Raw genomic sequence first — 15,573 nt, 5'->3', positions numbered from 1 at the left:
TTGCCGGCGTTGTCAGCCATCCGTGCCTCCATGTCACAGCCCTTCGCCGGCGAACTCGTCGCCGGTCTCGCCGAGGGCGAGACTGATGAGGGCTTCGGTGTCGAGATCGTCCAGCGCGTCGGCCACCGGGGCGTTCGTCCCGGTGGCGGCGGGACGGGGCTCGGCGAGCGCGAGCAGGGTGTCGAGCAGACCGGCCTCGCGGAGCCTGCCCACCGGGATCGACGCGAGCACCGCCCGGACGTCCGCTTCGGCGCCGTCGCCGCCACGCGGAGCGGGCGTCACGGGCTCGAGCTGTGCCGCGAGGTGCGCGGTCAGCGCGTCCGGGTTCGGGTAGTCGAAGACGAGCGTCGCCGGCAGCCGCAGACCGGTGGCCTCGTTGAGGCGGTTGCGGAACTCGACGGCGCTGAGCGAGTCGAAACCGAGGTCCTTGAACGACAGGCCCTCCTCGATCCGCTCGACGCCGAGCGCGTACCGCACCTCCTCCTCGACGAGCCGCACCAGCCGTTCCGCGCGGCCCTCCTCGTCCAGCGCCACCAGCTCGCGCCGCAACGCCGCCGCCGCACCGGAGCCGGACGCCGCCGCCTGCTGCTTCGGCACCCTGACGAGCCCGCGCAGCAACGGGGCCACGTGAGCGGCATCGCGCGGAGCCGAGGTGTCGAGCACGGCGGCGAGCAGCAGCGCGGACTCCCCCGCCTCCCCGGCCGTCGCGGTGTCGAACAACGCGAGCGCGGCCTCCCGGGCGAGCGGGAGCACACCACCCCTGCTCATCCGGCCGGCGTCGCCGTCGTCCAGCGAGGCGGCCATGCCGGCCCCCTCCCACGGTCCCCAGGCGAGCGACACGGCGGGGAGTCCGAGCGCACGGCGGTGTTCGGCGAGCGCGTCGAGGAACGCGTTGCCCGCCGCGTACCCGGCCTGTCCCGGGCTGCCGAGCAGACCCGCCGCCGAGGAGAACAGCACGAACCGCCTCAGGCCCCGGTCACGGGTCAGCTCGTGCAGGTGCCAGGCCGCGTCCAGCTTCGGGCGCAGGACCTCGCTCAGCCGTTCGGCGGTCAGGGAGGTCAGCACGGCGTCGGCCAGCACACCCGCGGTGTGCACGACGGAGGACACCGGGTGTTCGTCGAGCACCCTGGCCAGCTCCGCGCGGTCCGCGGTGTCGCAGGCGACGACGGTCACCTCGGCACCTGCCCCGGCCAGCTCGTCCCGCAGCGCGAGCGCTCCGGGGGCGTCGGGACCACTGCGGCTCACCAGCACGAGCCGGTCGGCATCGTGCGCGGTGACCAGGTGCCGTGCGACGGCGGCGCCGAGCGCACCCGTGCCACCGGTCACCAGCACACCCCCGGACCAGTCGGCCGGGCCCGCGGCCCGCTTCGGGGCACGCACGAGCCGGGGGATGGCGACGTGGCCCTCGCGCACGACGAACTGCGGTTCGCCGGACGCCACGGCACCGGGCAGCGCTCGCCAGGAGCTCCCCGCGGTGTCGGGGGCTTCGAGGTCCGCGAGCACCACGCGGCCGGGGTTCTCCGTCTGTGCCGAGCGGAGCAGCCCCCACGCGGCCGCCTGACCGGGACGGGTCGGGTCCGGCCCCGCCGCGCCGTGCGTGACCACCACGAGCGTCATGTCGGCGAACCGGTCGTCCGTGAGCCAGTCCCGCACCAGGGCGAGCAGCCGTTCGAGGGCGGCACGCGCGGAGTCAGGACCGTCGCCGCCGGGCTCGGCGAGCACGACGAGCGTGTCCGTCGTGCTGTCCAGCTCGCGGAGGTCCCTGGCGAGCACCACCTCGGCGACGGCCTCCTCGAGCACGCTCGCGACCTCCTTGCACCGCGAGTCCGGCACGTCGCCCTGGCCGAGCACGGTCCACCGTCCCGCGCTCGGAGCGGACGGCACGGCGAGCGGCGTCCACGCGAGCTGGAACAGGTGCTCGTGCCCGCCGGACGCCGCCGCGGAGAGCTGCTCGGGCCGGATCTCGCGCAGGGCGAGGGAGTCCACGGTGAACACCAGGCGGCCGGTCGCGTCGGTGGCCACGACCCGCACGGCGTCGCCACCGCTCGGGCTGATCCTGACGCGCAGCGCGGTCGCTCCCCGCGTCGCCAGCTCCACGCCGTTCCACGCGAACGGCAGCCGGATCCGCTCCGGCTCCTCGCCGGAGCGCAGGCCGATGCCGTGCAGCACCGCGTCCAGCAACGCCGGGTACAGCAGGAACGGCTCCGGGGCGACCGGCTCGCGCGGCACCTCCACCTCGGCGTAGACGTCCTCGCCGCGCCGCCAGGCCGAGCGCAGGCCCTGGAAGCGGGGACCGTAGTCCGCGCCCAGCTCGGCGAAGCGTTCGTACACGCCGTCGAGCGCGACGGGTTCCGCGGACGGCGGAGGCCACGCACCGAGGTCGGCCGTCTGCCCGTGCGCGGGCCGCAGCAGGCCGGACGCGTGCAGCGTCCACGGCTCGCTCCCGACCGCCGCGTAGCAGCGGAACTCACGACGTCCGGCGTCGTCGGGCTCCCCCACGGTGCACTGCACCCGCACCGCCGCGTGGTCCGGCAGGACCAGCGGCTCGGTGACCAGCAGCTCGTCGATCCGCGCACAGCCGAGCCCGGCACCGGCGGCCAGCGCCAGCTCCACGAACGCCGCGCCCGCGAGCAGCGGCACGCCGCCCACGGCGTGCTCGGCGAGCCACGGCTGCTCGGCCAGCGACAGCCGTGCCGTGTGGACCACGCCCTCGCTGCCCGCGAGGTCGACGGCGGTGCCCAGCAGCGGGTGCCCGCCCCCGGACGAGGCCGCGGCGCCGCTGGTGAGCCAGAACCGCCGGTGCTGGAAGGCGTACGTCGGCAGGCCCGCGCCGTCGCGGTGCGGCAGCAGCGCCGTCCAGTCGACAGCGGCACCGTGCACGTGCAGAGCGGCGAGCGCGGACACCACCGACGCGGCCTCGTCGGAGTCCTTGCGCAGCAGGGGAACGACCGCGCTGCCGTCCTCCGGCAGGCATTCGACCGCGGCCGCGGTGAGGGCGTTGCCGGTGCCGACCTCGGCGAACCGGCGCACCCCCGCGTCGTGCAGCGCGCCGACCGCGTCGGCGAACCGCACCGCTTCGCGCGCGTGGCGCACCCAGTACCCGGGTGAGGCCAGGTCGGCGCCGGTGACCGCCGTCCCGGTCAGGCTGGAGACGAACGCGATGCGCGGCGTTCCGAAGCTCACCGACTCGGCGATCTCGCGGAACTCGGCGAGCATCGGGTCCATCAGGGACGAGTGGAAGGCGTGGCTGACCTTCAGCTCCCGTGTGCGGCCGAACCGCGCCGCGATCGCCCGCACCGGTTCCGCGGGGCCCGCCACGACCACCGACGACGGGCCGTTGACCGCGGCGATGCTCACGTCCCGGGTCAGCAGTGGCGCCACCTCGGCCTCGGTGGCCTTGATCGCGATCATCACGCCGCCCGCGGGCAGCTCCTGCATGAGCCTGCCGCGCGCGGCGACGAGGCGGCACGCGTCGGGCAGGTCGAGCACACCCGCGACGTGCGCGGCCGCGAACTCCCCGACCGAGTGCCCCGCGACGGCGTCCGGCCGGACGCCGAGCGCGGTGAGCAGCCGGAACAACGCCACCTGGTGCGCGAAGAGCGCGGGCTGCGTGTACCCGGTGCGGTCCAGCGCGGCGGCGTCGTCGAGCACGTCGTCCAGCGGCCGTTCGAGCAGCGGGTCGAGGTGCGCGCGGACCTCGGCGAAGGCCTCGGCGTAGACGGGGAACACCTCGCGGAGCCGCTTGCCCATGCCCGCTCGCTGCGACCCCTGTCCGGAGAACAGGAAGGCGAGCTTGCCCTCGGTGGCGGCGCCCGACGCGCCGGTGCGCGGCGACCGGCCTTCGGCGACCTCGCGCAGCCCGCCGGTCAGTTCCTCGACGGTGCCGCCGAGCACGGCGGCACGGTGCCGCAGCCGGGTGCGGGCGCTCGCCAGTCCACCCGCGAGCACCGCGATCGGTTCCCCGGTACCCCCGGTGACGTGGTCCAGCAGCCGGGCGGCCTGCGCGCGCAACGCCTCCGGTGTGTGGCCGGACAGCAGCCACGGGACGACACCGGTGTCCGGCGCGGCCGGTTCGATCGCCGGTACCTCGTCTTCCGGCGCGGCTTCGATGATCACGTGCGCGTTGGTGCCCGAGATGCCGAACGAGGACACACCGGCGCGGCGGGGACGGCCGGACGCGGGCCACGGGCGCGACTCGGTGAGCAGCTGGACGTTGCCGCCCTCCCACTCCACGTGCCGGGAGGGGGCGTCGACGCCGAGGCTCGCCGGCATCGTCCCGGCACGCATCGCCTCGATCATCTTGATCACCCCGGCGACGCCCGCCGCGGCCTGCGTGTGACCGAGGTTGGACTTCACCGATCCCAGCCACAGCGGCGTGTCCGCGGACCGGCCGGCGCCGTAGGTGGCCTGCAGGGCCTGCGCCTCGATCGGGTCGCCCAGCGTCGTGCCCGTGCCGTGCGCCTCCACCACGTCCACATCGGACGGTGCAAGTCCTGCGGCTTCGAGCGCCCTGCGGATCACGCGCTGCTGCGCGGGCCCGTTCGGAGCGGTGATGCCGTTGGACGCGCCGTCGGAGTTCACGGCGCTGCCCCGCACGACGGCCAGCACGCGCCTGCCGTTGCGCCGGGCGTCGGAGAGCCGTTCGAGGACGAGCACGCCGGAGCCCTCGCCGAAACCGGTGCCGTCGGCACCGTCGGCGAACGGCCTGCACCGGCCGTCCCGCGAGAGCCCGCGGTGCTTGCTGAACTCCACGAAGGTTCCCGGCGTCGCCATGACGGTCACGCCACCGGCCAGCGCCAGCGCGCAGTCGCCCTGCCGCAGCGACTGCACGGCGAGGTGCAGCGCGACGAGCGACGACGAGCACGCGGTGTCGATCGACAGCGTCGGCCCTTCGAGTCCCAGCTCGTACGCCACGCGGCCGGACACCACGCTGCCGGAACCGGCACTGCCGACGTAGTCGTGGTACATCACGCCCGCGAACACACCGGTGTCGGAGCCGCGCAGGGTCACGGGGTCGATCGACGCGCGTTCGAGCGCCTCCCACGAGGTCTCCAGCAGCAACCGCTGCTGGGGGTCGGTGGTGAGCGCCTCCTCGTCGTCCATGCCGAAGAAGCCGGGGTCGAAGTCGGCGGCACCGTCGAGGAACGAGCCGTGCTTCGTGTAGCTGGTGCCCGGCCGGTCGAGGGTGGGGTCGTACAGGTTCGCGACGTCCCAGCCGCGGTCCTGCGGGAACTCGCCCACCACGTCACGGCCTTCGGCGACGACCCGCCACAGGTCCTCGGGAGAGCCGATCCCACCGGGAAGCCGGCAGCCGATGCCGATGACGGCGATCGGCTCGTCCGAGGCCCCGCCCGCCTTCGGGCGCGGCGCGCTGACCGCCGTGGCTATCGTGCCCGCGAACTCGTCCAGCAGGTGCCGCCCGAGCGCGGCGGACGTCGGGTGGTCGAACACGAGCGTCGCGGGCAGCCGCAGGCCCGTCGCCCTGGACAGGCCGTTGCGCAGTTCCACCGCGGCCAGGGAGTCGAACCCGAGCTCGCGGAACGCGAGGGTGCGGTCGACCTCCTGCGCCGACCGGTAGCCGAGGATGGCCGCCACGTGCTCGCGGACCAGGTCGACCAGCAGTGGTTCGCGGTCCGGCTCGGCCACGGCGGCGAGCCGTTCGCGCAGCCCGCCGGCGCCGTTCGTGCTCGCCCTGCCCGCCGCGACGCGGCGGACCGGCACGAGGCCGCGGAACAACGGCGCCAGGTCCTCGCCCTGAGCGCGCAACGCGGCCAGCTCCAACCGGACCGGGAGCACGACGGGCTCGCTGCCGCGCAGCGCGGCGTCGAACAGCGCCAGACCGTCCGCTGTGGACAGAGGCGCGACACCCCCGCGCGCGATGCGCGAGCGGTCGGTCTCGTCGAGCGTGCCGGTCATGCCGCCCGACTGGTCCCACAGGCCCCACGCGAGGGAGCGCGCGGGCAGTCCGAGTCCGTGCCGGTGCCGCGCGAGCGCGTCGAGGTAGCTGTTCGCCGCCGCGTAGTTGGCCTGTCCCGGCGATCCGAGGGTGGCGGCCGACGAGGAGAACACGACGAACTCCGCCAGCGCACTGCCCGCCGTCAACTCGTGGAGGTTCCACGCGGCGTCGACCTTGGGCCGGAACACCGCGTCCACGCGCTCCGGCGTCATCGACTCCAGCACGCCGTCCGCGAGCACGCCCGCGGCGTGGATCACCGCGACCAGCGGGCGCTGCGGGGGCAGGCCCGCCAGCACGGCGGCGAGCGCAGCGCGGTCGGCGACGTCGCAGGCAACCGACGTCACCTCGGCACCGAGCGCGGTCAGCTCGTCGACGAACTCCGGCGCGGCGCCGCGCCGGCTGAGCAGCAGGAGGTTGCGGACGCCCCGCGCGGTGACCAGGTGGCGCGCGATCGCCGTGCCGAGTGCACCGGTGGCGCCGGTGAGCAGCACGGTCCCTTCCGCGAGGGACGCCGGTTCGGTGTCCTCGATCGTGCTCCTGGTGAGCCGCGGCACGAACCACGCGCCGTCCCGCAGCAGCACGTGCGGTTCACCGATCGCGACGGCCTGGCTGATCCGGTCTTCCGTCACGTCCGCGCCGTCGCTCTCCACGAGCAGCACGCGGCCGGGGTTCTCCGACTGCGCCGAGCGCACGAACCCGGCGACCGCGGCGCCCACGGGATCGGACCCGGTCACGACCGCCAGCAGACCGTCCGCGGCGAGGGCGTCCCGCAGCTGGGCGCACACCTGGTTCACCGCGGCGCGCGCTTCGTCCGCACTGCTGCCCGCCGCCGCCCGCAGGACCGCCGCGACGGGTTCGCCGGTGGCGTCCGGCACGGCAACGGGTGTCCAGCCGACGCCGTACAGGGCGCCGTTCGCACCGGCCTGCTCGGCGGCGGCGAGTGCGTCGGTGCGCAACGGCCGCAGCGTCAGCGACTCGGCCGTCGCCACGACGCCGCCCGCGGGATCGGCGAGCACCAGTGAGACCGCGCCTTCGCCCAGCGGGCGGATCAGCGCGCGCAGGGCCGTCGCACCGGTGGCGTGCAGGCGCACACCGGACCACGCGAACGGCAGCATCGGGCCGGACCCGGAGCCGCCGAGCACCTCGCCGGCGAGCGCCACGGTGTGCAGTGCCGCGTCGGACAGCGCGGGGTGCAGGCCGAACCCGTCGGCGGTGGCGCCGCGACCGTCGAGCACCAGGTCCGCGCAGAGGCCGTCCGCCGTGCGCCACGCGGCGCGCAGGCCGCGGAACAGCGGTCCGTAACCCAGCCCGATCTCGGCGAGCTCGTCGTAGAACCCTTCGAGCGGCAGCGGTTCCGCGTTCGCCGGTGGCCAGGCGGCCAGGTCCGCACCGGCGACGGCGGGCAGCGTGCCGGTCGGGGCGAGGACACCTTCGGCGTGCCGGGTCCAGCTCACCTCGTCCTCGCGGTCGGCCGGCCGCGAGTAGACGCCGACCTCGCGCGTGCCGTTGCCCGGGTCCGCGGCGCCGACCACCACCTGCAGCTGGACCGCGCCCTCGTCGGGCACCACCAGCGGGGCGCCGAGGGTCAGCTCGGCGACGTCACCGGCGCCGACCTGCTCTCCCGCGCGCAGGGCGATCTCCAGGTGCCCGGTGCCGGGGAACAGCAGCCGGCCGGCCACGCGGTGGTCGTTCAGCCAGGGCTGCAACGCGGGCGAGAGCCGTCCCGTGAACACGGCGCTGTCCTCGTCCGCGCGCAGGACCGCCGCACCGAGCACGGCGTGCTCCGTGGGCGCGAGGCCGAGCGAGGTCACGTCGGCGCCGGCCGCGGTGCTGTCGAGCCAGTACCACTCGCGCTGGAACGCGTAGCCGGGCAGCGCCACCCGCTTCGGACGCCCGCCGTGACCGTCGGCGACGGCGGCCCAGTCCACGGCGGCACCGTGCGCGAACGCCTCACCGAACGAGGCGAGGACCCGGTCGAGGCCTCCGTCGTCGCGGCGCAGCGAGCCGACAGCGGCCACCGCGGCGTCGGTCTCCTGGATTCCCACGGTGAGAACCGGGTGCGGGCTCGCCTCCACGAAGAGCGTGTGCCCGGCGTCGACCGCCGCGCGCACGGCCTGTTCGAACAGGACGGTGCCGCGCAGGTTCGTGTACCAGTAGCCGGCGCCCATCGTGGCGGTGTCGATCGGCTCACCGGTCACCGTCGAGTAGAACGGCACGCCGGTCGAGCTCGGCCGCAGGCCGTCGAGCACCTCGGCGAGGCGTTCGCGCAACGACTCGACGTGCGCGCTGTGCGAGGCGTAGTCCACCGGGAGCCGCTTCGCCCGGACGCCGCCGGCCACCAGCTGCTCGTACAGCTCGTCGAGCGCGTCACCGTCACCGGAGACCACGGTCGAGGCGGCACCGTTGACGGCGGCGACCGACAGCCTCCCCTCCCACGCGCCGAGGCGTTCCCGGACGTCGTCCACCCCGGCACCGACCGACATCATGCCGCCGGTGCCCGCGAGCACCTCCGCGATGGCGCGCGACCGCAACGCCACGACACGGGCGCCATCGGCCAGCGACAGCGCGCCCGCGGCGCACGCGGCGGCGATCTCCCCCTGCGAGTGGCCGATGAAGGCCGCGGGGGTGACACCGGCCGCCTGCCAGGTGTGCGCCAGCGACACCATCACCGCCCACAGCAGTGGTTGCACCACGTCCACGCGGTCCAGCGCGCCGGAGAGCTCGGAGTCGAAGTCCCAGTCGGTGTACGGCTTCAGCGCGGCCGCGCAGTCGGCCATGCGCGCGGCGAACACCGGTGAGGAGTCGATCAGCTCGGTGGCCATGCCCCGCCACTGCGACCCCTGGCCGGGGAAGACGAACACCGGCTTGGCCCTGCCCGCCGCGGTGGCGGAGGTGAGCGCGGCGTGGGTGCCGCCGGCCGCGAGCGCGGCCAGGGCCTCGCGCCGTTCCGCGTCGGTACCGGTGATGGACGCGCGCTGCGCGAAGCGTGCCCTGCCGTGGGCGAGCGACCAGCCGACTTCCGGCGTGCCGAGCCCGGGATGCGCGTTCAGGTGGTCGCGCAGGGCGGCCGCCTGGCCCGCGAGCGCGTCCGGCGTCTTCGCGGAGAGCAGCCAGGGCAGCCGCGCTCCTTCCCCGGCGGCGCTCGCGGCGGGCACGGCGGGCGCCTGCTCGACGATCACGTGCGTGTTGGTGCCGCTGATCCCGAACGAGGAGATCCCTGCGCGGCGCGGACGGGACAGCGCGGGCCACTCCCTCGCCTCGGTCAGCAGCCGCACCTCGCCCGCCTCCCAGTCCACCTTGGACGAAGGGGCGTCGACGTGCAGGGTCTTCGGCATGATGCCGTGGCGCAGCGCCTGGACCATCTTGATGACGCCGGCGACACCGGCGGCCGCCTGGGTGTGACCGATGTTCGACTTGATCGAGCCGAGCCACAGCGGTTCGCCGTGCTCGCCGCGTTCCTGCCCGTAGGTGGCGAGCAGCGCCTGCGCCTCGATGGGGTCGCCCAGGGTGGTGCCCGTGCCGTGCGCCTCCACGACGTCCACATCGGACGGTGAGAGGCGCGCGTTCGCCAGCGCGTCCAGGATGACGCGCTCCTGCGACGGCCCGTTCGGCGCGGTCAGGCCGTTGGAGGCGCCGTCCGAGTTCACCGCGGTCCCGCGGACCAGGGCGAGGACCTCGTGGCCGTTGCGGCGTGCTTCGGAGAGCCGTTCCACGACCAGCACGCCGACGCCCTCTCCCCACACCGTGCCGGACGCCGAGTCGGCGAAGGCGTGGGTGCGGGCATCGGCGGCGAGCGCGCCCTGCCGGCTGAACTCCACGAACGTGTCCGGCGTCGCCATCACCGCGACACCGCCGACGAGCGCCAGCCCGCACTCGCCCTGCCGCAGCGCCTGCCCCGCGAGGTGCAGCGCCACCAGCGAGGAGGAGCACGCGGTGTCCACGGACAGGCTCGGGCCCTCCAGTCCGAGGGTGTAGGAGATCCGGCCGGAGATGATGCTGCCGGTGCCGAAGCTGCCGAGGTAGTCGTGGTACTGCACACCGGCGAACACGCCCGTGCGGCTGCCCTTGAGGGACTGCGGGTCGATGCCCGCCGCTTCCAGCGCCTCCCAGGAGGCTTCGAGCAGCAACCGCTGCTGCGGGTCCATCACCGCGGCCTCGTTGGGGCTGATGCCGAAGAACGCCGCGTCGAACTCGCCTGCCTCGTGCAGGAAGCCGCCTTCGCCGACGTAGCTGGTGCCGGGACGCCCGCCGGTCGGGTCGAGGACGCGGTCGACGTCCCAGCCGCGGTTGCGCGGGAACGGGGTGATCGCGTCGGAGGCGTCGTGCACCAGCCGCCACAGCTCGTCGGGCGAGGTGACACCACCGGGGTACCGGCAGGCCATGCCGACGATCGCGAGCGGCTCGTCCGCGGGGGCGGTGGAGGTGCGGCCGCGACGCTTGCGCCCTCCGCCGGTGACGAGGGTGCCGAGGTAGCTGCTGAGCACCTCGGACGACGGGTGGTCGAACACGAGCGTCGCCGGCAGGCGCAGCCCCGTCTCCTGGATGAGCGCGTTGCGCAGCTCGATCGCGGCGAGCGAGTCGAAGCCGAGGTCGTTGAACGCGCGGTCGGCCTCGATCCCCTCGGGTGAGGCGTGCCCCAGCACCGCGGCGACGTGCGTGCGCACGAGCTGCAGCAGCGCCTCGGCGCGTTCTTCGTCCCCGAGGGCGGCGATGCGGTCGGCGAAGGCCGTCCCCGTCTCGCCCGCGGCGGCCCTGCGGCGCTCGGTCCGTCCGGCGAGCGCGCGGAACACGGGGGCGAGCGACTCACCCTGCGCGCGCAACGCGGTGAGGTCGAGCCGCACCGGTGCGAGCGCCGGCACGGCGGTGCGCAGGGCGCGGTCGAACAGCGCCGTGCCTTCTTCTTCCGTCAGCGGCGTCATGCCGCCGCGCGCGATCCGCGCGTGGTCGGCCGCCTCGATCGTGCTCGTCATCCCACCGGTGGGCACCCAGGGTCCCCATGCGAGCGACAGCGCGGGCAGACCGCTCGCGGCGCGGTGCGCGGCGAGGGCGTCGAGGAGGGCGTTCGCCGCGGCGTAGTTGCCCTGGCCCGGTGCGCCGGCGGTGCCGGCGATCGAGGAGAACAGCACGAACGCCGAGACCTCGCCGGCCAGTTCGTGCAGGTGCAGCGCGCCGAGCGCCTTCGGCCCCAGCACGGTGTCGAGCCGTTGCGGTGTCAGGGAGTCCACGACGCCGTCGTCGAGCACGCCGGCCGCGTGCACGACGGCGGTGAGCGGGTGCCCGGCCGGGATGGCGGCGAGCACGGCGGCGAGCGCGGCGCGGTCGGCCACGTCGCAGGCGGCGCTCGTCACCGCCGCGCCGAGATCGGTCAGCTCCGCCACCAGCTCCGCACCCGCGCCGCTCCGGCTGACCAGCAGCAGGTGCCGCACGCCGTGCTCGGTGACGAGGTGCCGGGCGAGCACCGGGCCGAGACCGCCGGTGGCACCGGTGAGCAGCACCGTGCCTTCGGGGTCGAACACGGGCCGGTCGTCGTCCGCGGCGCGGTTCGCGCGCAGGAGGCGGGCCGCGTACGCCCGGCCGTCGCGGACGGCGAGCTGCGGTTCGCCGGAGGCGAGAGCCGCCGGGACGAGCTCGGCGAGGTTGTCGGCGGCGCCGGGTTCGAGGTCGACCAGCAGGAACCGGTCCGGCTGCTCGGACTGGGCGGACCGCACCAGGCCCCACACCGCGGCACCGGCCAGGTCGGTGACACCTCCGGCGCCGGTGTGGTCGACCGCGCCGCGCGTCACGACCGCGAGCGGCCGCGCGTCGTCCTCCTGGAGCGCGGCCAGCGCGGCGTGCGTCGCCATGCGGACCGCCTCGGGCGTGGTACCGGGTGTCGTCATCAGCACCCGGTAGCCGGAGTCGCCGCCGGTCTCGCCGAGCGTCACCGGCTGCCAGCCGAGGGCGTACAGCGCGTCGGCGGTCGCGTCGTGCTCCCGGCGCAGGTTCGCCAGTGGCCGCGAGACGAGCGAGGCCGCGGTGGCGACCGGTGCGCCCTCGCTGTCGGCGAGCTCCACCGCGAACTCGCCGTCGGACAGCGGCAGCAGCCGCGCGCGCAGCACCGCCGCACCCGTGGCGTGCAGCGCGACTCCGGTGAACAGGAACGGCAGCCGCGCGCCGTCACCTCCCGGGGTGTCGCCGCCGAGCAGCGCGAGGGAGTGCAGTGCGGCGTCGAACGCGGCCGGGTGCAGACCGAACCGGCCGGCGTCGGCCGCCGGGCCGTCCGGGAGGCGGACCTCGGCGTACACCTCACCGGTCGCACCGCGCCACGCCGCCGTGAGCGCGCGGAACGCGGGGCCGTAGTCCAGCCCGGACTCGGCCAGCCGCTCGTAGAGGCCGGTGACGTCGAGCGGTTCGGCGTCCTCGGGCGGCCAGACGTCCAGCCCGGCCGGCCGCTCAGTCCGCCCGGAGCCGAGCAGGCCCGACGCGTGCAGCGTCCAGGGCTCGTCCGGCGCCGCCTGCTCGGGACGCGCGTACACCGCGACCTCCCGGAGGTCGTCCTGTCCCCCGCCGACGACGACCTGGATGCGCACGGCCCCGTCGGGTGGGAGCACGAGGGGCACCTCGAGCGTCAGCTCGTCGATGCTCCGCGCACCGACCTGGTCTCCCGCGCGGACGGCGAGCTCCACCATCGCGGTACCGGGCAGCACCACCGCGCCGCCCACGACGTGATCGGCGAGCCACGGGTGCGTGCGGGTGGAGAGCCTGCCCGTGAGCACCACCCCGCCCGAACCGGCGACCACCGTCACCGCGCCCAGCAGCGGGTGCTCGGCCGCGTCGACACCGAACGCGGCGACCGAGCCCGTCGAGCCCGTGTCCCCAACCGTCTCCGGCCAGAACCGGTCGCGCTGGAACGCCGTCGGCGGCAGGTCGACCGGACGTGCGCCGCGCACCAGCTCCGTCCACTCGGGACCGGCGCCGGAGACGTGCAGCCCGGCCGCGGCGGTCAGGAGCGTCTCGGCCTCGTCGCGCTCACGGCGCGCCGTCGCGACCAGCACCACGTCCGCCTCGGTGCCGTCCTCGGCGACCAGGCACTCGCGCGCCATCGCGGTGAGCACCGCGTCCGGGCCGATCTCCAGGAAACGGGTGACGCCCGCGTTGTGGAGGGCGCGCACGCCGTCGTGGAAGCGCACCGCCTCACGCACGTGACGCACCCAGTACTCCGGTGCGGCGAGCTCTTCGTGCCCGGCGAGCGCGCCGCTGACGTTGGAGACGACGGGAATCGTCGCGCGCCGGTAGGTCAGCGCGGCGGCGACCGCGCGGAACTCGGCCAGCATCGGCTCCATGAGCGGCGAGTGGAAGGCGTGGGACACGCGCAGCTGCCGGGTCTTCTCGAACTGCGCGGCAACCGACTGCACGGCGTCGGTGTCACCCGAGATGACCACGGACCGCGGTCCGTTGACGGCCGCGATGCCCACCCGTCCGCCGGTCCTGTCGAGCAGCGGCAGGACCTCGCTCTCGGTGGCGCGCAACGACACCATGGCGCCGCCCTCCGGCAGCGCCTGCATGAGCCTGCCGCGCGCGGCCACCAGCCGGACGGCGTTGTCCAGGTCGAGCACCCCGGCGACGTGCGCCGCGGCCAGCTCGCCGATCGAGTGGCCGCCGACGTGGTCCGGTGCCATGCCCCAGGACTCGATCAACCGGTACAGCGCGACCTCGAAGGTGAACAACGCGGCCTGCGTCACCGCGGTGCGGTTCAGCGGTTCGGCGTCGGTGCCGAACATGACGTCGCGCAAGCCGGACAGCGCCGCGTCCTCCTGTGCGAAACGCTCGCACAGCTCGTCGAACGCCGTCGCGAAGACCGGGAAGCCGGCGTGCAGCTCCCTGCCCATGCCGGGCCGCTGCGAGCCCTGTCCGGTGAACAGGTACGCGGTCTGTCCTTTCCGGACACGACCGGCCACGGCGGCGGGTCCGCCTTCGGCGACGCGCGCGACGGCGGCCAGCAGCGCGTCGCGGTCCGCGCCCAGCACCACCGCCCGGTACTGCTGGGCGGTGCGCGTCCCGGCGAGCGACCAGGCGACGTCCAGCGGGTCCAGGTCGCGAGCGTGCTCGGCCAGTCCCGCGGCCTGTGCGCGGACCGCCGCCGGCGTGCGACCGGACAGCACCCACGGCACGACCGCCGGCACGAGGCGGTCCGCCGGCGTTTCCCCGTCGCCCGCGGGCTCCACGACCGGGGCTTCCTCGATGATGGTGTGCGCGTTGGTGCCGCTGGCGCCGAACGACGACACGGCGGCCCGCCGGGGACGGTCCGCCTCCGGCCACGGCCGGTTCTCGGTCAGCAGCCGGATCTCGCCGCCGCTCCAGTCCACCTTGGACGTCGGCTCTTCGCCGTGCAGCGTCTTCGGCAGGGTGCGGTGCCGCAACGCCATGACGACCTTGATGATCCCGGCGACGCCCGCGGCGGCCTGGGTGTGCCCGATGTTGGTCTTGACCGAACCGAGGAACAGCGGGGCCTCACGGGTGTGCTCCGCGCCGTACGTCGCCTGCAGGGACTGGGCTTCGATCGGGTCGCCGAGCGTGGTGCCGGTGCCGTGCGCCTCGACCAGGTCCACATCGGCCGGGGTGAGCCTGGCCGAGTCCAGCGCCGCGCGGATGACGCGCTGCTGCGACGGTCCGTTCGGGGCGGTGAGGCCGTTCGAGGCGCCGTCCTGGTTCACCGCGCTGCCGCGCACGACGGCCAGCACCTCGTGGCCGTTGCGGCGCGCGTCGGAGAGCCGTTCGAGCACGAGCATCCCGGCGCCCTCGCCCCAGCCCGTGCCGTCCGCGGAGTCGGAGAAGGCCTTGCACCGGCCGTCCGCCGACAGCCCGCGCTGGCGGCTGAACGCGATGAAGGCGTTCGGCGTGGCCATGACCGTCGCGCCGCCCGCGAGCGCGAGCGTGCACTCCTTCGCCCGCAGCGCCTGGATGGCGAGGTGCACCGCGACGAGCGCGGACGAGCACGCGGTGTCGACCGTGACCGCGGGGCCTTCGAGCCCGAGGGTGTAGGAGATGCGGCCGGAGAGCACCGCGGCGAGCACACCGGTCCCGAGCGCCGCCTCCCGGTCGCTCGGCATCCGGGCGAGCAGGTCCTTGTAGTCCTGCCCGTTCGTGCCCGCGAAGACGCCGACGCGCGCGCCCCGCAGGGTGCCCGGCGCCACCCCGGACCGCTCCAGCGCCTCCCAGGAGGTTTCGAGCAGCAACCTCTGCTGGGGGTCCATCGCGAGCGCCTCGCGCGGGCTGATGCCGAAGAAGTCCGGCTCGAACCCCGCGGCGTCGTCGAGGAAGGCGCCGCGGGTGAGGTAGGTCTTCCCCTCGGCGTCGGGGTCCGGGTCGAAGAGCTGCCCGATGTCCCAGCCGCGGTCGGACGGGAACTCGTCCACCGCGTCGACCCCACCGGTCACCAGCTGCCACAGCTGTTCCGGCGTGGTGACACCGCCGGGGAACCGGCAGCCCATGCCGACGATCGCGATCGGTTCGGCGTCCTGCGTCTCGACCTCGCGCAGCCGCTGCCGCGTCGCGTGCAGCTCGCCCGAGACGCGCTTGAGGTAGGCGAGCAGCTTCTCGTCGTTGGTCATCGGTGTGTCGCCACTCCTGTGCGAAGC

1 protein-coding gene is annotated in these 15,573 nt (G+C 75.1%); it reads right to left on the bottom strand.

The genetic code is table 11. From position 1 onward, the window contains the following. Nucleotides 1-33: 33 nt before the first annotated feature. Nucleotides 34-15,546 carry an SDR family NAD(P)-dependent oxidoreductase gene (locus ACZ7CH_RS05085; protein WP_470373196.1) on the bottom strand — a complete coding sequence of 5,171 codons (15,513 nt, stop codon included), beginning with the start codon at nucleotides 15,544-15,546 and terminating at the stop codon, nucleotides 34-36. Nucleotides 15,547-15,573 lie beyond the last annotated feature (27 nt).

Source organism: Lentzea sp. NPDC037011 (assembly GCF_055607425.1).
The sequence above is the reverse complement of the archived record's forward strand: the minus strand, read 5'-3'. Positions and strand labels throughout refer to the sequence as shown.

Coding starts and splice junctions, on each gene's coding strand:
- ACZ7CH_RS05085 (WP_470373196.1), bottom strand. CDS start 15,546: ATGACCAACGACGAGAAGCTGCTCGCCTACCTCAAGCGCGTCTCGGGC.